The sequence below is a fragment of the Actinoplanes hulinensis genome, assembly GCF_019429605.1.
GTDB classification, from domain to species: domain Bacteria; phylum Actinomycetota; class Actinomycetes; order Mycobacteriales; family Micromonosporaceae; genus Actinoplanes; species Actinoplanes campanulatus.
This window is the reverse complement of sequence record NZ_JAHXZI010000031.1, coordinates 37,529-60,303: the sequence shown is the minus strand read 5'-3', so window position 1 is coordinate 60,303 and position 22,775 is coordinate 37,529. Positions and strand designations below refer to the sequence as shown.

Below are 22,775 nucleotides of genomic sequence, written 5' to 3'. Positions count from 1 at the left end.
GTTTCCTCTCCGGCCTGAAACCGGAGTATCCACGGGAAGGAATCTGATGACCTCTTCACTTGTCCATTCGAGCGTCGCCGGTGGCGTTGTCACGGTCACGTTGGACAGCCCGCACAACCGCAACGCGCTGAGCAGGCAGTTGATGGCCGAGTTCAGCAGTCGCTTGGCTGCTGCCGAGCAGGATCCCGATGTGCGTGCCGTCCTGGTGCGGTCCAGCGGGCGGGTTGTTTTGCGCGGGTGCCGATCTCGCCGAGGCGCGCCAGGGTCTGAGCAGTGACGGGCCGCGTGAGATCGTCCGTCTCCAGCGGCAGATCGCCACCTTGCCCAAGCCGGTGGTCGTCGAGTTGGCCGGCCCGGTTCGCGCCGGCGGCCTAGGTCTGGTCGGCGCGGCCGACATCGTGATCGCCGCGGACTCGGTCACGTTCGCGCTCACCGAAGTGCGGCTCGGGCTCGCCCCGTCTGCGATCTCGTTGAGTCTGCTGCCGCGCCTTGCACCGCGGGCGGCGGCCGACATCTTCCTGTCCGGCCGCACGTTCGACGCCGCCGAGGCCGCCGCTATCGGCCTGGTCACCCGCTGCGTGCCGGACGACGAACTAGCGGCCGCGGTCGCCGAGGCCCTCACCGACCTGGTCAAGGGCAGCCCGCAGGGACTCGCAGAAACCAAACGGCTGCTCACCAGCGACCTGGTCAGCCGCATCGACCGGGATGGGGAGCAGGCCGCGCAGCGCTCGGCCGCGCTGTTCGCCAGCCCGGAGGCTCAGCGGGCGATGCAGGCATTCCTGGACCGGCGGTGAACGCGGCTGCCCGTTGCCAACGAAGTTGTCCGCGCCATCGGATTGTGTTCCAGGCGAGGTACTTGCCGTCGAGGTGCGTCCGGCAGAGACGTGGCGATCCCGGTGACCTGGGGCGTCGTCGCGGCCCTCTGGATCGTCATGCTGATCGGTGACGCACTCCACCTGCCGGGCCGGGTGCTCGACGTGCTGCCGTTCTCGGCCACACCGATCCTGCCCGCCGAGCAGATGACGTGGACACCGCTGATCATCATGATGGCCACCGCGGCGATGCTCGCCTGGGCCGGTCTCGCCCGGTTCACCCGGCGAGACGTCCAGCCAGGTTGAGATGAGGGACGGCGCCGCCGGGCCATGTCGAGGGTGTTTCCGGGCTGGGTGGGTGTCGGCGGGAACTATCCTGCGCGGAGGATGTGACCCAGGTCCGGCGGGGGCCAGCATGGTGGGCGGTCGGCATGGCGATCATGGATGACCGTCCGGCATCCACGGTCCGGGCGGACGCGCTGCCGCCCGGGGCCGGTCAGCTGGAGTTTCGTCGATGAGGAGGGGCCGATGTTGTTGGCGCCCAGGCAGTTGTTGCGTGCCGGGATGACCGGCAACGTGCCCTACTACGGTGGCCGGTTCACGCCTGCGCAGGCCTACGCCGCGTCCCACCCGACTCCGCCGCCTGCTGCCCGGCCGCCGGTTGTCCGGCCGCCTGCTGCGGGGCAGGCCGTGGAACCGTTGGATGCGCTGCAGCACCTGCTCGACTCCGGCGTGATCACTGCCGAGGAGTACCGCACGCTGCGTGCGCGGATGCAGCAATGAGGGGACCAGTGCAGGTTCTCGTCGTGGGCTTCGACCGGCCGGCGTTGTCCGGCGAGGTGCTCTCGGAGTTCACCCGGCTGCGGGATGCCGGGATTGTGCGGCTGGTCGACCTGTTGCTCGTCTCGCGGGCGGCGGACGGCACCCTTGAAACGCTGGCCGCACCGGACGGTGCCGATGCCGGGCTCGGCGGGATCGCTGTCGCGTTGTTCGCCCACCCGGACAGCGATCCCGAAGCGGCTACCGGTGGCGCCTCCTCGGTGGAACCGTCGCTGGGTGCCGATCCTGCCGGGAGGCCGGTGTGGTCCCTGGCTGAGGCGGTACCGGCCGGCTCCGCTGCGGCAGTCGCCCTGATCGAGCATCTGTGGGCCGGGCCGCTGACGGCGGCTATCCGGCGGGCCGGTGGTACCGCGTTGGAGGAGACCTGGCTGGCCCCCGACGACCTCGATCTGCTCGACGCTCTGCTCGAGCAGCGCGCGATGAACGACGCCGCCGAGCCGTAGTGTCGAAGTGGGCAGATGTTTCGGGCGGCCTGGAAAAGACCCGATCCTGCACCGCCGACGACGGTGTACCTGCCGAGAATGTCATCCGGGGCCTCGTGTTCGTACTCGTGGAGGACGCCACCGAGACGATCACGACGACGGATGCCGAGTCGGGTCAGCACTGTATCGGGCCGTACCAACAGGCGTAGACAGTGCAGGCTGGGCCGCTCCAGGGGATTGCCAACGCCCGCACACTCCGCCGTCGCTTCGCTGACCTCGACGACCAGTGGTGACATCAAGCGTCTCTGAGATCTTTAGTTCTGTTCAGTCCGGGGTGCTGGCCGACCGCGTGGTGTCACGGGTGTGGCGGTCACGTGCCGGTGGAATCCTCGGCTGACGACTGGGCCGCAGGTACGGTCCGGCTGGTTGTTTGATCTCGTGGTCGGCCTCTGGCCCGGCCTGGTGGGCCGGGTCTGGGAGGGTCGTCCCGCCGGACGCTGTCCCACCGCACCGTTTCGGGGTGTGGGTGGGGGCGGGAACCCGGTGTCGCGAGGGCGCCGGGCTGGAAACTCGTGACCCGGCCGCGGCTTCCGGCGGTGGGGTGGCATCGGCGACCTCGCCGACAACCCGTTCGTTCGCGCGGCCGTCGCCATCCGGGAGATGGCGAAGATCGCCCATTAGCGCTGGCACGCCCCCCGCCGCCGCCGTCGCCGAGTCGGCGGCGGCGGTCCGCGATGACCACGTAAATCACCCTCGGTCACATCGTTGCCGCTTCTGCGTGATTAGTGAACGTTCCCGCGTCCGCGCCGGCAACCTCTCGGAATAGCAGGAGACGACCCTCGATCGGGCCGCCGCCGAGCATTCGAGAATGCGTAGCCCAAGAATGTTTCGGGGGTCGTTCAAAACGTGGTAATGGCGAATGCCTTACGCAACGACGGTCACACAGTGTGACGCCCGGGGCCGCGGCTGGCTGGCGCCGCCGCGGACATGACGGCCGTCACGCGCGGCCGTCCACTGTCGATTTCCGCGAAACGGTCAGGCCGAACCGCGCTGACACAGACGGCATCGAACGACCGAGGCGCCACTATTGGGGCAATCTGGATATAGCGGAAGGGCGTCGCGGTGCCCCGGAAAGACATTGATCAACTACGCTGCACCGGAACCCTCGGCCACGCTGCGTATATGACTACTCGCCGGTCACGTGTCAGTGATCACGTTCAAGGCTCAAATTTATGGCTCGATGGCCTCCGTGTGGAACTGTCGGGAAACATTCAGGAACCCAACCGTAATGGCGCTATTGAAGAGCGCCAGTTGCCGGTCGTGAATACGGTTCGCTTTAGCGGCGATCCGTAAAGGACGGTCACCGGAATTACCGTCCCCGTCACTTTCGGTAACAGACCCCGCGAGGTGAGAGAACCGTCGATGAGTGTCACTGAAATGCCCCCAGGAAGGACCGAGCGCACCGCCGCGCCCGTACCGACGAACTCGACCGCGAGCGCGCCCGCCGGTCTGGACGACGATCGGACCGGCACATCGCTCCCCGACCCGGGCGACGACGCCACGATGGCCATCCCCGACGGCGGCTACAACTACGCCGGCTTCAGCGTCCTGGCCGGCCAGGCCCGGCACGCGCCGGCACACGGATACAAGGTCGAGATGCGGCCCCTGGCCCGCCGCCGGCCGATCTCCACGGTGCTGATCACGCTCTTCGCCTTCGCGTTCGAGAGCACCTTCTTCGCCTGGCTGCTCTCCTCGATCGAGGTTCCCGAGCGCACCCTGCACCCTGGGCTGTACGCGGCGACGATCTTCATGATCGTGGCGACCGCGCTGATCGAGCTGTTCCGGCTGGTCAACGTCGTCACGCTGTGCCTGGCAACCCTGTGGGCCCGCGACCCGGTCCCAGTGGTACCGCAGGCCGACCTGCGGGTGGCGTTCCTGACCACCATCGTGCCGGGCAAGGAACCCGTGGAGATGGTCGAGCGCACCCTGCGCGCCGCCCTCCAGGTCCGCCACCCCGGCCGGTACGACGTGTGGCTGCTCGACGAGGGTAACGACGAACAGGTGCGCGAGATGTGCGCGCGCCTCGGCGTCAACCACTTCAGCCGCAAGGGCCGACCCGACTACAACACCCCCGCCGGCGCCTTCAAGGCCAAGACCAAACACGGCAACTACAACTCCTGGGTCGACGCCAACGGCGACGACTACGACGTGTTCGTCTCCGTCGACCCGGACCACGTGCCGCTGCCGAACTTCTGCGAACGCCTCCTCGGCTATTTCCGCGACCCCGACGTCGCCTTCGTCGTCGGACCCCAGATCTACGGCAACTACGACAACGTCGTCACCCGCTGGGCCGAGTCACAGCAGTACCTCTTCCACTCCCTGCTGCAGCGCGCCGGCAACAGCCTCGGCGTCTCCATGCTCGTCGGCACCAACAACGCCGTACGCATCAGCGCCCTGCGCGGCATCGGCGGCCTTCAGGACTCCATCACCGAGGACATGGCGACCAGCCTCGCGGTGCACAGTGGACGCAACCCGCAGACCGGCAAGCGTTGGCGCTCGGTCTACACCCCGGACGTGCTTGCCGTCGGCGAGGGTCCGTCCTCCTGGACCGACTACTTCAGCCAGCAGCACCGCTGGTCACGCGGCACCGACGAGGTCGTGGTCACCTCCTTCGCCAGGTTCATGTGGAGCCTCGGCTTCCGCCGCGGCCTGCACTACGCCCTGCTCACCTCCTACTACCCGCTCACCGCACTCGCCTGGCTGCTCGGCGCGGTGAACGCCGCCTGCTACCTGGTGCTGGGTGCGAAGGGTGTGCAGGTGCCGCAGGAGGTGTGGCTGATGCTCTACGTGGACGCCGCGCTCTTCCAGGTCGGCCTCTACGTCTGGAACCGGCGCCACAACGTCAGTCCGCACGAGGAGACCGGCTCGTCCGGCCTGGCCGGCATGCTGGTGTCGACGCTCTCCACGCCGATCTACGTGTCGTCGTTCCTCGACGCGCTGCTGCGCCGCAACAGCAAGTTCGTGGTGACGCCCAAGGGCGACTCGGCCAGCCCGGACCGGCTGCTCACCTTCCGGCAGAGCCTGCGCTGGGCGGCGTTCTTCGCCGCGCTGCTGGTCATCGCCCCGTTCGCCGGCCACGTGCACGGCGCGATGTGGCTGTGGCCCGCCCTCAACCTGGTCATCTGTCTCCTGCCACCGACCATCTGGCTGGTACAGGACCGGCGCCACCGCCGCGTCCCGTCCCGTCCCGCCGGATCCGACCGCACGGGCGCCGACGCCGGCGCCACCGGACCCGCCCTAACAGTGGAGTCGTACGTATGAGCCCCCGCCCCCGCCCGACCGCGGCCCGCCGCCTGCTCAGCGGGTTCGTCACCCTCGTGGTCCTGACGGTCCTCGCCGTCGTCAACCGGCCCATGGTGGTCTTCGGCGCCGAGAAGCTGCACGAGTTCCAGATCAGCCGGCCGTCCTACACGCAGAAGCACGGATACTGGTCGCGCCTTCCGGTGCCGGCCGACTTCCGGGTCAACGCGATCCACGCCGCGCTGCTGCACACCGGCAAGGTCCTGATCATCGCCGGCAGCGGCAACAACCGGGAGAACTTCGAGGCCGGCACCTTCCGCACCGTGCTCTACGACCCCGCACACGACAAGTTCACCGAGGTGCCAACCCCCACCGACGTGTTCTGCGCGGGACACACGTTCCTCGCCAACGGCAACCTGCTCGTCGCCGGCGGCACCAAGTCGTACGAGGTCCTCGAGAAGGACATCGCCAACGCCGCGGGCGTCATGAAGATCAAGAACGAGTCCGCCGTCGGCGGGCCGCGGTTCTTCCCCAAGGGCACCCGGCTGACCGGCAAGAACGGTTTCGCGTACCTGACCCGCGCCGACGTCACCGTTCCCGCCGCCGTCACCATGAAGCACGGCGACGCGGTGATGACGCACGCCGGCGAGGCGGAGGTGTGGGTCGACGCCGAGCTCGCCGGCGACACCGCCATCGTCCGCGGCCCCGCCCAGTACGCCCTGGCCGGCCTCACCGGCGACGACCGGCGCAACCTCTACGGCGTCGCCGACAAGATCACCCGGGAGAAGCAGGAGTACGGCGGCGACAACACGTCGTACGAGTTCGACCCGAACACCGAGCGCTACATGCGCACCGGCAACATGGTGAAGCCCCGCTGGTATCCGACCCTCGCCGAGACCCCGAACGGCGACATCCTGGCCGTCTCCGGCCTCGACGGGTTCGGCCGGATGCTGCCCGGCAACAACGAGCGCTACCTCACCGGTCAGCGGCGCTGGGTCGACGCGCCCGAGCTCAAGCGGGTCTTCCCCACCTACCCCGGGCTGCACCTCATGCAGGACGGCCGGCTCTTCTTCTCCGGCTCCAACTCCGGCTACGGCTCCGACACCGAGGGCCGCACCCCCGGGCTCTGGGACCTCACCAACAACCGCTTCCAGACCGTCCCCGGGCTGCCCGACCCCCGCATGACCGAAACCAGCTCCTCCGTTCTGCTCGCACCCGCACAGGACCAGAAAGTCATGCTCTTCGGCGGCGGCGAGATCGGCGAATCACCCGTCTCCACCGCCCGCACCGCCATCGCCGACCTCGACGAACCCAAACCCACCTACCGACCCGGCCCCAACCTGCCCGAACCCGCCCGCTACCTCAGCACCGTGCTCCTGCCCGACGACACCGTCCTCACCACCGGCGGCTCCTCCGGCTACCGCGGCGGCGAATACCAGGGCAAGACCCGCAGCGACCTGTTGAACGCGCAGATCTACCACCCCGCCAGCAACAGCTTCGCCCGCGCCGCCGACTCCACCATCGGCCGCAACTACCACTCCGAGGCGATCCTGCTGCCCGACGGCCGGGTCATCACCATGGGCAGCGACCCGCTCTACGACCCCTCCGGCAAGAACCCCGGCACCTTCGAGCAGCGGATCGAGGTCTACTCCCCGCCGTACCTGTTCAAGGGCGACCGGCCCACCGTGGCCGACGGGCCCGCCGCGGTCCAGCGGGGCACCACGGTCACGTTCACGACCGCCGACGCGGGCCGCATCCGCGCCGCCCGGCTCATGCGGCCCAGCGCCGTGACCCACGTGACCGACGTCGACCAGCGCTCCGTCGCCCTTGACATCACCCCCGTGCCGGGTGGCCTGGCCCTGTCCGTCCCGAAGGCCAAGGGCCTGGTGCCCTCCGGCTGGTACCTGCTGTACCTGGTCGACGACCAGGGCGTGCCGTCCGTCGGCCGCTGGGTGCAGGTGCTCTGACCGATGGCGCGTCATGCCCTGGTGCGGCCACGCGGCCGCCGCCCACTCCTGGTGGCGGCCGCACTCTGCGCCGTGCTGCTGCTCGGCGCAGCCGCCTGGTTCGTCGCGAAGGGGGACGCGACGGACCGGGCGGGGACCGGCGGGGCGACACCGGATGCGAGGGGTTCCGATGCCGCCCCGACCGGTCGGCTGGCCGGCTGGCCGCTGTTCGTCGAGCGCACCGGGCTGGCCGTAGATCACCTGCGCGGCCTCGAGGCCGCCGGACGCACCGGCGAGGCCGCGGCGATCCGCCGGATCGCCGAGCAGCCGACGGCCACCTGGTTCGCCGACGAGGCATCCGGGTACGCCGACCGCGCCCGCCGCCTGGTCCGCGAGGCCGGCGCGGCCGGCCAGGTGCCGGTGCTGTCCGTGTACTACCTTCCCCAGCGCGACTGCTCGGGTCACTCCGCCGGCGGCGCGCGTGACGCCGCCGCGTACCGGCGGTGGGTCGGCGCCCTCGCGGCGGCGCTCGCCGGCCATCGGGCGATCGTCGTGCTCGAGCCGGACGCCGTCGCGCAGGCCGTCGACGGCTGCCTTCCCGCGGCCGCGGCGGCCGAGCGCTACCGGCTACTCGGCGTCGCCGTCGACGCGTTCCGTGCCGTGCCGGGCGTGCGGGTCTACCTCGACGCTGGCAACCCGACCTGGGTCGAGGCGGGCCGGATGGCGCCGGCCCTGCGGGCCGCGGGCATCGACCGGGCGCACGGCTTCGCGCTCAACGTCGCCAACTTCGAGAGCACGCCGGACAACATCGCGTACGGGACGGCGCTGTCGGGGCTGCTCGGCGGCGCGCACTTCGTCGTCGACACCAGCCGCAACGGCAACGGGCCGGCGCAGATGGGCACCGGCGACGGGCACTGGTGCAACCCGCCGGGCCGGGCCCTCGGTACGCCGCCGACGGTCGAGACCGGGCATCCGCTCGTCGACGCGTACCTGTGGATCAAGCGGCCGGGCGAGTCCGACGGCGCCTGCACCGCCGGCTCACCGCCGGCCGGCCGTTGGTTCCCGCGGTACGCGCTGGAACTGGCCGGTCACCCGGGCTGACTGGAGCGCATCTGACGGTTGGACACACCAGACGACCGTTGCGGGACCCCACTGCCGGCCGGTCGACCGAATCCGATCAACCCGGGGTCTTGGTCGCGGCACCGAACGCGGCGACGGCGTCGATCACCGCCTCGAAGCGCGGCGAGTGGAACAGGTCGAAGGTGTGCTGGCCGTACGGCAGCTCGAGGAAGTGCACCGGGCTGGTCGAGACCGCCGCCAGACGCTCCGCGAACCCCCGGGCGGCCGCGGCCGGGATCGTCAGGTCGTTGCCGCCGTGCACGATCAGGAACGGCGGCGCGTCCGGGCGCAGGTAACCCTCCGGTGAGGTCGGCACGTCCAGGTCCCGGTCCAGCTCACCGAGATAACCGCCCAGGCTGACGGCGGCGGCCACACCGGTGTCGGCCGCCTCGAAGCCCGGCTGGAAGCGCGGGTCGCCGGGGGTCAGCGCGCACAACGCGGCCAGGTGCGCGCCCGCCGAGCTGCCCGCGACGACCACGGTTGCCGGGTCGCCGCCGTGCTCCGGGCCGTGCTCGCGGGCCCAGGCGATCACCCGTTTGGCGTCGCTCAGGTGATCGTGGAAGCCGAACTCCGGCTTGAGCCGGTAGTTCGCGCTGATGCACACCCAGCCCTCGGCGGCCAACTGGTAGAGCAGCGGCAGCGACTGACTGTCCTTGTGCCCGGTCGCGAAGTGGCCACCGTGGAAGTGGATCAGGATCGGCGCGCCGGCCGGAGCGGACCGGTGCCGGTACAGGTCGAGCTGTTGGCGGCGGCCACCCGGACCGTAGTCCAGGCCGCGCAGGTGCTCGACGTCGCCACGGCGGCGCAGGAACGGGGTCAGCATGATCCGCGCCCAGGGCCAGCGGCGCTCCGGGGCGGCCAGCCCGGCGGTGCGCAGGAAGTCCCGGACCACCGCGCGGGCGCGCAGGCCACGGGCGAAGATCAGAGCGAGGCCGACCAGGCAGAGCACCGCGACGGCCACCATGATCCAGCCGGCCGGCGAGGTGATGTCGCCGCCCGCGACGGTCAGCACGGTGGTCAGCGCCAGCAGGTAGAACGCCAGCTGGGACAGCTCGCTGAGGACCAGGCCGGCCCACATGTCGACCCCGCCGAGCACCCGCGACCGGCGTGGCAGGACGAGGACGGCCAGGGTGGCCACCGTGAGCAGGACGACCGGAAACACGAACCCGAACGGCATCTTTCACTCCTAGGTGGACGGCCGTCTCAGCCTATCCACCCCTATCTCGGCATGATCGGCTCGTAGTCGGGATGGTCGCGCGCCGATGGCATCGCCGGAGAGGAGAGCCGTGGCCGGCACGGTCGTGTCCGAGACGAAGGCATCGATCGCGTCGAGGTGTTCGGGTTGCAGGCCCCGGTTGGGTAGGGGGCGATCCGAGTGGTGGCCGGTTCGTCGTCCGGCGACGGGACGACCTTCACGCTCACTCGCCACCCGTCGTGCCGGATCACCAGGCCAGCAACAGCGCCAAACTGCAAGCCAGCTCGAGCTCCCTGGTGACCTTGCGGTAAGTGGTGTAGCCGTCGCCTGGAGACGATGGCGGGGCATCCGGGCTGTCCGAGCGGCTCCGGCACGAGGGCGCGGCAGCCACGGCGGTCAGGTGCGGTCGGACTCCAAGGGTTCCGCCGTTGGCGACGTCCTCCCGCTCGATCTCGTCGAAGCGGATGCGCACCGCGGCTCGGCGTGCTTTGAGGATGTCGACCGCGGCGGCGGTGACGGCCTCGGCGAAGTGCCGTCGCTGATCCAGCGTGCGGCCGGACAGCAGTTCAACGGTGATGTTGGGTATTGACCCCCCTGCATCCCATAGACAGAAACATTGTTCTGTCACACGGAACACTGTCAAGGCAATCACATTGATCTGCATCTTTGTGTTCCATGTATTGACAGGCTGTTCCATGTAGCAGAACATCCACGGAACGAACCGTCCCTGTAACCCGCGCCACACACTGGAGGGGGAGCACGTGACCACGCTCGACTGGTCAGTACTCGGCGGGTATTTCCTGGTCATGGTCGGCATCGGCCTGTGGGCCAAGAGCCGCGTTCACAACGTCGCCGACTTCTTCACCGCGAGGGGCATGATCCCCTGGTGGCTCTCCGGGATCTCGCATCACATGTCCGGATACAGCGCCATCATGTTCGTCGCCTTCGCGGCCGTCGCCTACAACTACGGGCTCGCCATGTACGTCTGGTGGGCCCTCACCATCGGCCTCGGCGTCGGCGTCGGCGCCTTCATCTTCGCCGCCCGCTGGAACCGGCTGCGCTCCAAGCACGGCGTGGCGTCCCCGCTGGAGTACCTGGCCCGCCGCTACAACGTCCCCACCCAGCAGGCGCTGGCCTACAGCGGCGCGCTGCTCAAGGTGGTGGACATCGCCGCCAAGTGGGTGGCCATCTCCGTACTGTTGCGGGGTTTCGCCGGCGTGCCGATCCTGTGGGGCATTCTGATCACCGGAGCGGTCACGCTCGTCTACATCACCCTCGGCGGGCTCTGGGCCGACGTGCTCACCGACTTCGGCCAGTTCGTCATCCAGGGCGTCGCCGGAATCGCCATGTTCTTCGCCTTCATGGCCCATCTCGGTGGCGTCTCCACGCTGTGGACGATGTGGGACGACCTGCCGAAGGGGCACGGCGATCCGTTCAGTGGGCCGTACACCCTGACGTTCTTCCTGGCGCTGCTGTTGATCAAGACCTTCGAGTACAACGGCGGCATGTGGAACCTGGCGCAGCGGTACATGGCCGCCCCGTCCGGCTCGGCGGCCAAGCGCTCCGCACTGCTGTCCAGCGGCCTGTGGCTGGTCTGGCCGCTGATCCTGTTCATGCCGATGTTCGCCGCGCCGCTGATCGTGCCCGGCCTCTCCAACCCCGAACAGGCGTACGTCGAACTGGCGAAGACCCTGCTGCCCCCGGGCGTGATCGGTCTCGTGCTGGCGGGCTTCTTCTCGCACACGATGGCGATGGTGTCCTCGGACGCCAACGTGATCTCGTCGGTGGTGACCCGTGACATCGCTCCAAGGCTGGTGCGCGGGGTTCGCGACCTCAGCGAGAAGGCCGCGCTGACGTTCGCCCGGGTCACCACGTTCTCGTTCGTGGCGATCAGCATGGTGATCGCGATCAGCACCGAGGGTCAGGGCGTGGTCCTGAAGATCGTCATCGACCTGGTCGCGGCGACCATGGGCCCGATCTCGATCCCGCTCATGCTCGGGCTGCTGCCCTGGTTCCGGCGTAGCGGGCCGACCGCGGCACTGGTGTCCTGGGCCGCCGGTCTCGGCGTCTGGGCAGTGATCAAGTGGGTGCTGGAGGAGACCAGCCAGACCATGGTGGTCGGGGTCCCGCTGATCACGTCGCTGGTGCTCTACGTGGCGATCGGCCTGCTCAAGCCGGAGCGCACGGCGCCGCGCGACGAGCTCATCGATTCGCTGGACACCGATCCGGCTCCGGAGGCCAAGCCGGTCTCCGCGGCCTGAACCTGTCGGGCCCGCGGCCCACGGGCCTCGCCCCGACAGGCTATTCCATGTAGTGACAATCTGTCCTATGCAACGGGATACGAGGGAACGTTGATGGAGTCACGACCCGCCACGGCCCCCGACCAGCTGGCCGGTATGGACACCGAGCGGCTACGGAAACGGTTCCTGGTGGAAAACCTCTTCCGGCCCGGAGAAGAGGTGCGGTTGACCTACTCCCACGAGGACCGCATCGTGGTGGGCGGCGTGGCCGGTCCCGCCGAGCTGCCCTGCCCCGGCGAGTTGCGCTCGGCGTACTTTCTGGAGCGCCGTGAACTGGGTGTGGTCAACGTCGGAGGACCTGGCGCGGTGACCGTCGACGGTGTGCGGCACGAACTGGGCGCCAGGGAGGTCCTCTACGTCGGGCGCGGCGCCCGGCAGGTGAGCTTCGACGGCCGGTTCTACCTCGTGTCCACGCCGGCGCACACCAGCCACCCAACCGTCAAGGCCACGCTCGACGACGCGGAAGCGGTACGCCTCGGCTCCCGGGACGGCTCCAACGAGCGCACCATCTACAAGTTCATCCACCTCAAGGGCATCCAGAGCTGCCAGCTCGTGCTCGGCGTCACGGTGCTCGAACCGGGCAGCATGTGGAACACCATGCCGTGTCACACCCACGAACGCCGTACCGAGGTCTACTTCTACTTCGACCTGCCCGAGTCCGACCGGGTGGTGCACCTGATGGGCCCGCCCGACGCGACCCGCAACCTCATCGTCGCGCCGGAGCAGGCGGTGATCTCGCCCTACTGGTCGGTGCACTGCGGTTTCGGCACGCGCAGCTACGCGTTCGTCTGGGCCATGGGTGGCGAGAACCAGGCCTACGACGATGTGGAGCCGGTCGCGATCGGCGACCTGCGGTGACCGGTCCGGCCCCGTCGATGTTCTCGCTCCACGGCAGTACCGTGCTGGTGACCGGCTCGCGCGGCGGAATCGGCCGGGCCACGGCGGTGGCGCTCGCCCGGGCCGGCGCCGACCTGGTGCTGCACGGCCACACCGATGGCCTCTTCGGCGTGGAGAAGGACGTCCGCGAGGCCGGCGGCGACGCCACGCGCCGGGTGTTCGACCTGTCCGACACCGCTGCCATCCCGGCGGCGGCGGCCGGCCTTCCCCAGGTGGACATCCTGGTCAACAACGCGGGCATCATCCGGCGCGTACCGGCCGCCGAGCACTCCCTCGACGACTGGCGCGCGGTCCTGGACGTCAACCTGGACGCGGTGTTCCAGCTGAGCCGCGCGATCGGCGTACGCATGCTGGCCCGCCGCCGCGGGAAGATCATCTCGGTCGCGTCGATGTTGTCGTTCCAGGGCGGTGTGCAGGTTCCCGGCCACACCGCCGCCAAGCACGGCGTAGCCGGACTGACCAAGGCGCTGGCCTGCGAGTGGGCCGCGGAAGGGATGCAGGTCAATGCCATCGCTCCCGGCTACATCTCGACCGACAACACCGCGGCACTGCGCGCCGACCCGGTCCGCGAGCCGGAGATCCGATCGCGGATCCCGGCCGGGCGGTGGGGCCGGCCGGACGACGTGGCCGGCGCCGTCGTCTTCCTCGCCTCCGCCGCGGCCGACTACGTCAATGGTCATGTGCTCGCCGTCGACGGCGGATGGCTTGCCCGGTAACCGCCTCGCCGGATCCGCCCAACCGCTGCCAGTAGGCTGAATCGGTGGCCAGGGAAGGCAGTTCCATCGACAAGACGCTGGCGGTGCTCGAGGCACTCGCCGAGCACCACCGCGTGACCGACATCGCCGTCGCGACGGGCGTCTCCAAGTCGACCGTGCACCGGATTCTCCAGGCGCTCGTCACGTGGGGTTTCGCCCGCCCCGACGGGCTCGGCACCTACGAGCCCGGCCCGCGGATCCTCACCCTGGCGGGCCGGGTGATGCACCGTTTCGACCCGGCCCGGCAGGCGTCCGGCGCGCTGCTGGCCCTGCGCGAGACCACCGGCTTCACCACCCACTTCGCGATCCGCAGCGTCGACGAGGCGGTGTACGTCGACAAGCAGGAGGGACGCCGGCCGTACCAGATGCCGTCCCGCATCGGCATGGGCGTCGCGCTGCACACCACGGCCATCGGCAAGGCGATTCTGGCCGAACTCAGCGACGAGGAGGTGCTGGCGATCTGCCGGCGCACCGGCCTCGCCCCGCGCACGCCCCGCACCCTCACCAGTGAGGAAGACCTGCTGACCCACCTGGCCCGGGTCCGGGCCGTCGGCTACGCGGTCGACGACGAGGAGAATGAGCCGGGCATCCGCTGCGTGGGAGCGGCCGTCTTCGACCACACCGGGCAGGTGCTCGGTGGCATCTCCGTCTCCACCCTCGCCATGGACATGGGCATGGCCGGTCTGGAGGCGCGGGCACCGGAGGTCATCGCCGCGGCCCGGGACGTCTCCGCCGCGCTCGGAGCCGTCGCACCGACCGCTCGCTGACCGCCATGACGACGCGGGCGGCCGGCGGCTCCCTTCACCACCGTCGAGATCGTCCACGACCGGGCCGACGGCGTCGTCGTCGAATGCGTCGAGGAGTCCGAACGCCTCCGCATTCGGGTGGTGTCCGCCGGTTACCGCCCCGACTGGCAGGTTCAGTTCCCCAAGGCATCCGTGAGAGCGGCACCCGCCACGTGGTGACCGGCGTCCGGGAGGCCTCCCGAGGCGGCTCCTACCGCACCTGCGGTGACATCCGCCGGCTCCGCTGGTTCTTCTCCGCGGCTTTGGGGTTCTGGCACCGGAAGTGTGATCGATCATCTCTGATTGATCGTTGGTCGACGGTGTGACGCGACGATCCTGCGGAGGTGGGATCCGACCTGGCGAACAAAATGCAGGTGAGCGCCGGATCGGATGTCGATCACCGCGATGCTGATGCCACCTCGGCTGACGGCGGCGACCGCAGCGCGCAGCGCACCATGAAGGTGAATACGGGCGTCCTTCCTCACCTCTCGGGCGCGGCAAACAGCCAGCGCAGTGCGTCCGGAAGAAAGACACCGGCATGGTTGGGGCTGTGGCCACCGTCGCCGAGTACGAGCCGGAAGTCGTAGCCGGCTTCGGCCAACGCGGCTGCGACGCGCAGGTTGCTGGCGAGCCAGTTTCGTTCGGGCTCGTTCCAGTGCAGGTCTCGGTGGCCAGCCTGCATGAAGATGCGCAACGGCTTGCGCGGGACGGTAGGGATCAACTCCGGGTAGGGGTTTCCGGTGGGCATCTGTACGAAGCTGGACAAGCAGCAGATCACCCGCCGGAACTTGTCCGGGCGTTGCCACGCAGCCGTAAAGGCGCCGTTCCCGCCGCTGCTGCCACCGCAGATGCCCCACCGGTCGGGGTCGTCAGTGATCGAGTAGCGCTGCGCGACCTGCGGGATTATCTCGGTCAACAGGAAGGTGACCAGGCGATCGTCGAAGGCGTCGTACTCGACGTTGCGGTTCTTCGGCTCCTGCGTGTCCGCGAGGACACCGGGGTCGACGAACAGACCAATGGTGACCGGGATATCACCGCTGTGGATCAGATTGTCCAACACGATCACGCCGCGAACCTCGCCCCGCGGATCGAGGTACCACTGTCCGTCCAGGAAAACGATCAGCGACGCGGGCTGCGACCGGTCGTACTGAGCCGGCACGTGAACCCAGAACTTCCGCGACGTACCCGGGTAAACGGCGCTGCCGTCCCAGCTGAACTCGACCGTCTGACCCACCGGCACCCCGGCCCGCCGACGCGAGTCAGGCCCATGGGCGTAGCAAACGTTCGTCTGGTCGACGACGAGCGGACGGAACGGCACCTCAACGGTCACCCCGGGCACGCTATGTGCCGATCCTCGACCCGGCAACAAGATTCCCCTCAGCCAAGCCGGCCCTCTCCAGGGCGGATCCGCAACTCACGAACACAGAAGTCGGCCGCCGAGGAGTGGGCTCGACAAAGGGATCCGAACTGCTTTGGACACCGGTTGAACGTCAGTCTCAGCACCGCATAATCGTCTGAGGATTTCGTGTCCATGAGTTTCGACACCATCCCAAGGCCGCTGCTTCGATGCCGGTCGGGCGGGCTCAAGCGGGCGCGGTCAGGGTCGGCCAAAATCGCTTGTGACCCGACTGCATCATGGTGATGCTTGCGCTCTGTCTAGGGGCGATGAGCGACGAAGGGGCACCTGAGTGGAATCTTCAGAGCAACTCGGGACTTGGGGCTCCGGCACGCATGTTGCGGACGCGGTTCTGCTCGATGGGGTGGTGCGCAAGACGGTCGGGCCTTGGACTCCTGCGGTGTTCGCTTTGCTCAGGCATCTTGAGCAGGTCGGTTTCGCGGGCGCGCCGCGCGTGGTCGGCGACGGGTACAGCTTTGTTCCGGGTGAGTCTCCGCATCCGCACGCCTGGTCCGACAAGGCCGTAGGTGGAGTAGGGGTGCTGCTGCGTGGCCTGCACGATGCCACCGCGACGTTCACGCCGCCCGCCGATGCCGTGTGGCAGGTCAACTGGCTGCGCCAGCTTGGCGGTGACGACGTGGTGATCGGGCATTGTGATCCTGGGCCGTGGAACATCGTCGGCGAACACGGGCGGGCGGACGCCTTCATCGACTGGGAGTTCGCCGGCCCGGTGGATCGCCTCTGGGAACTCGCCGAGACGGTGTGGCTGAACGCCCAGCTCGTCGACGACGACGTCGCAGAGATGCAGGGCCTACCCGATGCGCTCACCAGGGCTCGTCACGCTCGAGCCATCGTTGACGGGTACGGCCTGCCCCGAAACGCGCGAGACGAACTCGTTGATCGACTTGCCGACGTCGCGATCCACAACGCCCGCCACGAGGCGGTCGCCCAAGGCATGACCATCGACAGCACCGCGGCGATCACCGACGACGGCTACCCGATCTTGTGGGGCATCACCTGGCGAGCGCGAAGCGCCTCGTGGATCGCGCGGAACCGCACCACGATCCGCCGGGTCATGCTCGAATAAACACCGCTCGACTCTCGACTTCACGTCGAATCCTCCGAGACGGCGGAAGGTCCTGCTTCACCCGTCGATTGTCGGTTGCCATCGAGGTTTGTCCCTCGTCGACGGGCCGGCCGGTCCGCTGCGGAACGCCAAATCATCAACACCGACCACGGTCACGACTCCTGCCTCAGGCACCGGCAAGGCGCGGACCAGCCGTAACAGGGTCGTGCGTGACACTTCGGCAGCCAGAAGCCGTGTCATCCGTGCGCCCGGCCGACCGCCCAAGGCCAGGGCGATCTTTCCAGAAGGCCCCGTAGCAGTGGAGTCCGCCGCGCGTATGGCGTGGTGACACCGGGCACCTGCTCGGCGAAGGTCCGCCGGGAACAGACGGTGTCGTCGCAGAAGAACCGCCGAACACGTACCTTGACCAGCGTCTGTTGACCGCCGATCGCTGAGTCCGCCAGGATCCGCCAGCACCGGCTGTGCACCTGTACTGACCAACCTCCACAGCCTGGACACTGCGCTTCACCAGCTAGAACGTCGGTGTCCAGCCAGATCGACCGTCCTCCGGCACGTACCTGATTGATCCGCAGCGCCGCGAGATGCGGCAGCAGAACCCCGAGTCCAAGATCACCACACCGCGAACATGATCATCCATATCAGACCGGCGCTGCGCCTCGTGCGGCTCTTGGACGAAGAACGTCAGCGTTACGGCGCGACCCCGTGGCCGGAATCGTCGGCCGTCGGCCACGCCGCACCCACACCACCGATCTGTACGTCCGCTGGCTGCGGCGGAGGGCCTTGGTCATCTGATGCGTGGACGCGCCACGGTCCAGGTGACAAGGGCGCTCGCGGCCGTCGCAATGGCTAGGCTGCCGAGAATGGCCCAGGTCAGGGTGCCGCGGTTGAGGTGCATCGTCACCCGGGTCCCGGTCTCCGCGCTGAGGCCCGAGGCGACGCCGGCCAGTGCTGGCAGGGTGGCGATGAGACCTAGCATCGAGCCGATCATCACCAGCAGCCAGGTCTCGCCGACCGCTAAGCCGAGCAACTGCCGTCGGGTGCCTCCGACCGACTTCATCACCACGAAATCGGTGCGCCGCCCGTATCCCGCCATGGCCATGCTGTTGGCCACTGCTAGGCCGCTGAAGCCGACCGAGACCACCGTGAGCATCGTGGCCAGGCTCTCGGTCAGCTTGGCATCGGTGTTGTAGTCCTGCAACGCGAACTGCTCGGCGTCCTGCAGCCTTGCTCCTGCGCTGAGGTGATCCGGCGCCAGATCTGCGGCCATGAAGAGGTTGTCGGTCAGAGCCGTCGGGTCGTGTCGGCGGACCGTATCCCGGGACAGCACGAGTGAACCCCGCTTCTCGTCGGGCGGCAGCACCTGGGCGACCCGCAACCGGGCGCTGAGGCCGTCGGCGAACCGGACGGTTACCGTCGAGCCGGCCTGAACCTTCAGAAGCTTCGCCATGGTCGTGTCCAGAGTCGCCTCGCCTGGCCGCGACCAGCGCGGATCCTGCGATCCGACCCCGTCGATCACGGTGATGTCGCCACCAGGCGGGGTCACGAACAATCGGGTCGGCAGCGGCGCCCGGCCGGCCGGGTTCTCCCGGATCACCGCGTCGCTGAGCCCGGGCGCGTTGCCGGGGTCGATGAGCACCTGCCCGGCCAGTTGCCGGGTGACCTCGGCGGGGTAGGCCATCCGCATGGTGTCGACCAGGCCACTGATCAGGACGGCGAAGCCGACCGCGACGATGACCGGAGCCGCGGTGGAAGCGGCTCGCCGGGTCGCGGTGAGCAGCTCGGCCTGGGTGAGCATCGAGCCCGCGCTGGACGACCAACGGGCGAACGGCGCCGTCGCCAGGCGTGCGATCGGACCGATGACGATCGGCGCCAGCAGAGCCACGGCGGCGATCAGGCACATCGACGTCGCGATCGCCAGGTTGAGGCGGCGGTCTGCGCCACCGACCGCGGTCATGAAGGCCAGGACGACACCGAGCCCAAGCATCGCCAGTCCTGCGATCCACCTGCCCCGGCTCATCGGGCGCTGCTCCGTCGCGGCGTCGAGCAGTGCTTCGATCGGCGCCACCCGGGCGGCCGAGCGGCTGGTCACGCAGGCGCCCAGCACGGCGACTCCGGCGCCGATCGCGGTGGCGGCCAGCAAAGGCCACGCCGAGATGGTCATTCGGGAGTCGGGCGGGGTGACGCCGAGCCGATTCAGCGACGCGAGCATGGCGGGCGCGGCGAGGATGCCAGCCAGACAGCCGCCCGTCGAGCCGAGCAGGCCGATGATGACCGCTTCGCCGAGCACCATCCGGCGGATCTGGCGCGGGTCGGCACCAATCGTGCGCAGCAGCCCGATCTCGCGGCGGCGCTGCGTCGCGGCTAGGGCCAGGGTGGCGGCAACCACGAACAGTGTGGTGAACAGAACCATGATCGCCATCGCGCCCATCAGCTGAGCGCCCAGGAACCGCTTGTGGGTGATGTATCCCGGCTCCACGACGCCACGGGCGTCACCTGCCAGCGCAGAGCCGCCGTCACCTACGATGCTGCCAGCCCCTTCGGTGACGGCCCGGGCGGAGGAACTCCGTGACACCAGCAGCCCGATGGTAGTCACCCCAGTGTCTCGCCGGGCAGCCTCGGCGTCGGTGAAGTAGAAGCCATGGCCGTCCGTCGTGCCGCTCACCGTGTAGGTGTGCACGCCGTCGGTGTGGCCGATCAGGATCGCGGATCCGGTGGCCACGCCCAGGTCAGTGCCGACCACCACCTCGCTGTCGGAGGCCGGCGCTCGGCCGGAGGTGAGCTCGTACGGCGCCAGGCGGATGCTGGACCAGCCGTGTCCGGCCTCCATCGCGGCTTCGTCGGTTACCGGCTCGTCGTCGGCGAAGGCCTGGGCGTAGAAGTTGCGATCGATGATCGCAGCCTCGACGCCGCCGATTCCCTCGAGCTGCTGGACCAGGTCACCGGCTTCGCTCTCGCTCCACGGCACGCGGTCTCCGATACCGCCGACCTGGTTCACCGCCTGGTTCGACACCACCAGCACCGCGGCGTTGGCCACACGCGGCTGCAGCCTTGGCTGGATCGAGTCGTAGAGGATGAGGGTGACGGCGATCAGGCCGACTCCGACGATGACGGCGAGGACGGTGGCGAGAAAAGCGCGCCAGTGTTCACGGATGTTGGCGGCAGCGAGCATCATGCCTCCAGCCGGGCCATCTGGGCGGCGATCCGGCTGGGCTTCGACCCGTCGGCCTGGTCGAGCTCCATGCGGTCGGCGATCCGGCCGTCCTTGAGAAAGATCACCACATCGGCGTACGACGCGGCGACCGGATCGTGGGTGACCATGAGGATGGTCTGCGCCTGCTGGTCGACCAACAGGCGCAACAGCGCCAGCACCTCGCGCGAGGTCTGGGTATCGAGTGCGCCGGTCGGCTCGTCGGCGAACAGCACGTCGGGCCGGGTGATCAGCGCACGGGCCAAGGCGACCCGCTGCTGCTGACCGCCGGAGAGCTCGCTCGGCCGATGCGCTGTGCGCTCGCCGAGCCCGACCGCGGCCAGTGCGCGGATCACCTCGGCGGGGTCGGGACGTCGGCCGGCGAAGCGCAGCGGCAGCTCCACGTTCTGCGCTGCGGTCAAAGACGCCACCAGGTTGAAAGCCTGGAACACGAAACCCACCCGATCCCGCCGCAAGGCCGTTCTCCGGTGCTCGTCCATCCCGCTGATTTCCTCGCCGACGACGAAGATCTGCCCCGAACTGGGCTCGTCCAGGCCGGCGGCGCAGTGCAACAGGGTGGACTTGCCGGATCCGGAGGGGCCCATGATCGCGGTGAAGGTGCCCTTCACGAAGCGGATGGACACGCCGTCCAGCGCCTGCACCGCCTGGGATCCCCGGTGATAGACCTTGTGCACGGCACGGAGTTCCACCACCGCCCTCAAGGACGAATCTCGAGTCGCAGTCATGCCTTCGATTCGACCGTGGTGGCGCTCGCGAGCGCACTGACCCGGAAAATAGTCTTTAAGGTAGAGCCCGCACTACCGCGCCGGGATCGATCGATGACCTACCGTGGCTTCGTGCGAAGCCTCGGCGCGATGCCAAGCCGAACCGCCTGGCAGGCGATGGCGCTGGAACCAATCGGATTCCTCACCTCGGCCTGGCCCTGGCGAGCCCTGCTCTACCTGATCTCGGGTGTGCTCACCGGCGCCCTGACCATGATGTTGTTTGCCACAGCGGTCGCCGTCGGCGTCGTGACCGCCGTCGTGGCCGTCGGGGCCGTGCTGCTACTGGCCGCCGTGCTGATGGGACTGCCCTTCGCGCGCCTGGAACGCTGGCGGCTGCGACTCGTGGATCTGGACGGCACCCAGAATCCGCATTGGCCGCCGACGGAGCCAGGGCTCCGGGCATGGTTGCGTACCCGCCTGAAGGAGTCGGCGACCTGGCGTGAGCTGATCCTGATGGTGGTCTCCTTGACCGCGCTCTGGTGGGTCGACCTCGCGGTGCTGGGCCTCGCCATCGTGGTGCCGGCGGTACTCATCGAAGCGCCGATCAGGGACCCTGTCACCTGGCCCTGGGGCGTGCTCGGTGTTCTGCTGCTGCTCGCCGCACCCTATTCGCTGACAGCCTGGGCGGGCGCCCGCGCAACCCTGTGCCGGATCATTCTCGCGCCCCGAGACACCGAACTCGACCCGGACCTGAGAGAGATCAGCAAGTCGCGGGCACGGCTGCTCGACGCGTTCGAGGCCGAACGGGCCCGCATTGAACGCGACCTGCATGACGGCGCCCAGCAGCGGCTCGTCTCGCTCAGCATGACGCTGGGCCTCATGACCCTCGACATACCTGACGAGTCCCCGCTCCACGGGCATATCGATTCGGCGCAGGAACAGCTCACCCTGGCATTGGCCGATCTGCGCCACCTGGTCCGCGGGCTGAACCCGCAAGTACTCACCGACAACGGGCTGATAGCCGCGGTCGAGGAGGCGGCCAGCCGATTTCCGGTCCCGATCTCGGTCGACCTGCAACTCGCCAGGCGGCTCCCACCGCAGATCGAGACGGCCGCCTACTATGCCATCACCGAGGCACTGGCCAACGTGGCCAAACACAGCCACGCTACCCGGGTCGACCTGGTCGGGCGGCACCACGCCGACATCCTCGTCCTGGAGGTCAGGGACAACGGCGTGGGCGGCGCGGACGCCTCCGCCGGCACTGGGTTGACCGGATTGGCGGACCGGCTCGCGGTGTTGCACGGGCGCATGCGGATGTCCAGCCCACCCGGCGGTCCGACTCTCGTACTGATGGAGATTCCATGCCCCTTCGGGTGACCCTGGCCGAAGACTCCGCGCTCCTTCGCGAGGGCCTGGTGAGCATCCTCGGCCGGTTCGGGCACGACGTCATCGACGCGGTGGCGGACGCCGACGCGCTCACCGAGGCCGTCCACGCCCGACTTCCGGACATCATCATCACCGACGTCCGGATGCCGCCGGGCAACACCAACGATGGGCTCCGGGCGGCCGTACGGCTGCGCCGGTCCTTCCCCGGCCTGCCCGTACTGGTCCTCAGCCAGTACGTTGACCAGTCGTACGCGGCGCAGTTGCTGGACTCCGACGACGGCGATGGCGTCGGCTACCTCCTGAAGGACCGGGTCGGCGCGGTCGTGGAGTTCAATACCGCGGTGGAACAGGTCTCGGCCGGGCAGACGATCATCGATCCCGAGGTGGTCCGCCAGTTGATCAGCCGACGGCCCGATCCGAGGCAGCGGCTGACCGCCCGCGAACTTGAGGTCCTGGCGCTGATGGCACAGGGCCGCTCCAACGACACGATCGGCAAGTGCCTGCACGTGACGGACGCGGCGGTCAACAAGCACATCGGCAACATCTTCAGCAAGCTCGACTTACCGACCACGACCGACGGCCATCGGCGGGTACTCGCCGTGCTGGCCTACCTGCGGAGCTGA

21 protein-coding genes are annotated in these 22,775 nt (G+C 68.9%); 15 read left to right on the top strand and 6 right to left on the bottom strand.

Annotated elements, in window-relative coordinates; genetic code table 11:
* Positions 1-46: 46 nt before the first annotated feature.
* The 8 genes from KZ829_RS44975 to KZ829_RS39250 all read left to right on the top strand — a co-directional run bounded on the left by KZ829_RS44975 (position 47) and on the right by KZ829_RS39250 (position 8,421).
* Positions 47-277 (top strand): enoyl-CoA hydratase-related protein, encoded by a 231-nt coding sequence (locus KZ829_RS44975; RefSeq protein WP_220148915.1) that lies wholly within the window; start codon positions 47-49, stop codon positions 275-277.
* Positions 225-794 (top strand): enoyl-CoA hydratase-related protein, encoded by a 570-nt coding sequence (locus KZ829_RS39280; RefSeq protein WP_220148914.1) that lies wholly within the window; start codon positions 225-227, stop codon positions 792-794. Before KZ829_RS44975 ends, KZ829_RS39280 begins: the two co-directional genes overlap by 53 nt.
* Before the next feature lie 90 nt (positions 795-884).
* Positions 885-1,118 carry an efflux permease Rv1217c-related protein gene (locus KZ829_RS39275; protein WP_220148913.1) on the top strand — a complete coding sequence of 78 codons (234 nt, stop codon included), beginning with the start codon at positions 885-887 and terminating at the stop codon, positions 1,116-1,118.
* Positions 1,119-1,340: 222 nt separating this feature from the next.
* Positions 1,341-1,595 (top strand): SHOCT domain-containing protein, encoded by a 255-nt coding sequence (locus KZ829_RS39270; RefSeq protein WP_220148912.1) that lies wholly within the window; start codon positions 1,341-1,343, stop codon positions 1,593-1,595.
* Between the two features lie 8 nt (positions 1,596-1,603).
* Positions 1,604-2,095 (top strand): hypothetical protein, encoded by a 492-nt coding sequence (locus tag KZ829_RS39265; RefSeq protein WP_308285854.1) that lies wholly within the window; start codon positions 1,604-1,606, stop codon positions 2,093-2,095.
* Positions 2,096-3,511: 1,416 nt separating this feature from the next.
* The gene (locus tag KZ829_RS39260; protein ID WP_246637014.1) at positions 3,512-5,395 is read left to right on the top strand and encodes a glycosyltransferase family 2 protein; all 1,884 of its coding nucleotides are present in this window, start codon (positions 3,512-3,514) and stop codon (positions 5,393-5,395) included.
* Positions 5,392-7,341 carry a radical copper oxidase GlxA gene (gene glxA / locus KZ829_RS39255; RefSeq protein WP_220148910.1) on the top strand — a complete coding sequence of 650 codons (1,950 nt, stop codon included), beginning with the start codon at positions 5,392-5,394 and terminating at the stop codon, positions 7,339-7,341. The genes KZ829_RS39260 and glxA overlap by 4 nt, the downstream gene beginning before the upstream one ends.
* Before the next feature lie 3 nt (positions 7,342-7,344).
* Positions 7,345-8,421 (top strand): glycoside hydrolase family 6 protein, encoded by a 1,077-nt coding sequence (locus KZ829_RS39250; RefSeq protein WP_220148909.1) that lies wholly within the window; start codon positions 7,345-7,347, stop codon positions 8,419-8,421.
* A gap of 76 nt (positions 8,422-8,497) precedes the next feature.
* Here KZ829_RS39250 and KZ829_RS39245 read toward each other — a convergent pair whose 3' ends face one another.
* Positions 8,498-9,616, bottom strand: coding sequence for an alpha/beta hydrolase (locus KZ829_RS39245; RefSeq protein WP_220148908.1), 1,119 nt, complete (start codon positions 9,614-9,616; stop codon positions 8,498-8,500).
* A 265-nt stretch (positions 9,617-9,881) separates the two neighbouring features.
* Positions 9,882-10,331, bottom strand: a complete 450-nt coding sequence (locus KZ829_RS39240; protein WP_220148907.1) for a tautomerase family protein — start codon at positions 10,329-10,331, stop codon at positions 9,882-9,884.
* Positions 10,332-10,395: 64 nt separating this feature from the next.
* On the opposite strand from KZ829_RS39240, the gene KZ829_RS39235 reads away from it, so the two are divergent.
* The 4 genes from KZ829_RS39235 to KZ829_RS44740 all read left to right on the top strand — a co-directional run bounded on the left by KZ829_RS39235 (position 10,396) and on the right by KZ829_RS44740 (position 14,353).
* Complete coding sequence (locus tag KZ829_RS39235; protein ID WP_220148906.1) at positions 10,396-11,895, top strand: sodium:solute symporter family protein; 1,500 nt, start codon at positions 10,396-10,398, stop codon at positions 11,893-11,895.
* Positions 11,896-11,988: 93 nt separating this feature from the next.
* Positions 11,989-12,792 carry a 5-dehydro-4-deoxy-D-glucuronate isomerase gene (kduI, locus tag KZ829_RS39230; protein ID WP_220148905.1) on the top strand — a complete coding sequence of 268 codons (804 nt, stop codon included), beginning with the start codon at positions 11,989-11,991 and terminating at the stop codon, positions 12,790-12,792.
* A gap of 47 nt (positions 12,793-12,839) precedes the next feature.
* Entirely contained in the window at positions 12,840-13,547 is a 708-nt protein-coding gene (locus tag KZ829_RS39225; RefSeq protein WP_308285853.1) for an SDR family oxidoreductase, read from the top strand.
* Positions 13,548-13,591: 44 nt separating this feature from the next.
* Positions 13,592-14,353, top strand: a complete 762-nt coding sequence (locus tag KZ829_RS44740; RefSeq protein ID WP_220148904.1) for an IclR family transcriptional regulator — start codon at positions 13,592-13,594, stop codon at positions 14,351-14,353.
* A gap of 499 nt (positions 14,354-14,852) precedes the next feature.
* Here the strand turns inward: KZ829_RS44740 and KZ829_RS39215 are convergent, their stop codons facing one another.
* Positions 14,853-15,701, bottom strand: coding sequence for an alpha/beta hydrolase (locus KZ829_RS39215; protein ID WP_220148903.1), 849 nt, complete (start codon positions 15,699-15,701; stop codon positions 14,853-14,855).
* Positions 15,702-16,059: 358 nt separating this feature from the next.
* Between KZ829_RS39215 and KZ829_RS39210 the strand changes: the two genes are divergently transcribed.
* The gene (locus tag KZ829_RS39210) at positions 16,060-16,854 is read left to right on the top strand and encodes a phosphotransferase (protein ID WP_220148902.1); all 795 of its coding nucleotides are present in this window, start codon (positions 16,060-16,062) and stop codon (positions 16,852-16,854) included.
* A 236-nt stretch (positions 16,855-17,090) separates the two neighbouring features.
* On the opposite strand, the gene KZ829_RS44970 is transcribed toward KZ829_RS39210, so the two are convergent.
* From KZ829_RS44970 to KZ829_RS39195, 3 genes are all read right to left on the bottom strand, one after another.
* Positions 17,091-17,384, bottom strand: a complete 294-nt coding sequence (locus tag KZ829_RS44970; protein ID WP_372454015.1) for a transposase family protein — start codon at positions 17,382-17,384, stop codon at positions 17,091-17,093.
* Between the two features lie 254 nt (positions 17,385-17,638).
* Positions 17,639-20,023 (bottom strand): ABC transporter permease, encoded by a 2,385-nt coding sequence (locus KZ829_RS39200; RefSeq protein ID WP_220148900.1) that lies wholly within the window; start codon positions 20,021-20,023, stop codon positions 17,639-17,641.
* Positions 20,023-20,751: an ABC transporter ATP-binding protein gene (locus tag KZ829_RS39195; protein ID WP_220148946.1), complete on the bottom strand. Its 729-nt coding sequence runs from the start codon at positions 20,749-20,751 to the stop codon at positions 20,023-20,025. Before KZ829_RS39195 ends, KZ829_RS39200 begins: the two co-directional genes overlap by 1 nt.
* A 129-nt stretch (positions 20,752-20,880) precedes the next feature.
* Between KZ829_RS39195 and KZ829_RS39190 the strand changes: the two genes are divergently transcribed.
* Both KZ829_RS39190 and KZ829_RS39185 read left to right on the top strand, forming a co-directional pair.
* Positions 20,881-22,143 carry a sensor histidine kinase gene (locus KZ829_RS39190; protein ID WP_246637012.1) on the top strand — a complete coding sequence of 421 codons (1,263 nt, stop codon included), beginning with the start codon at positions 20,881-20,883 and terminating at the stop codon, positions 22,141-22,143.
* On the top strand, positions 22,140-22,775 hold the full coding sequence (locus KZ829_RS39185; RefSeq protein WP_220148944.1) for a response regulator transcription factor: 636 nt from the start codon (positions 22,140-22,142) through the stop codon (positions 22,773-22,775). The genes KZ829_RS39190 and KZ829_RS39185 overlap by 4 nt, the downstream gene beginning before the upstream one ends.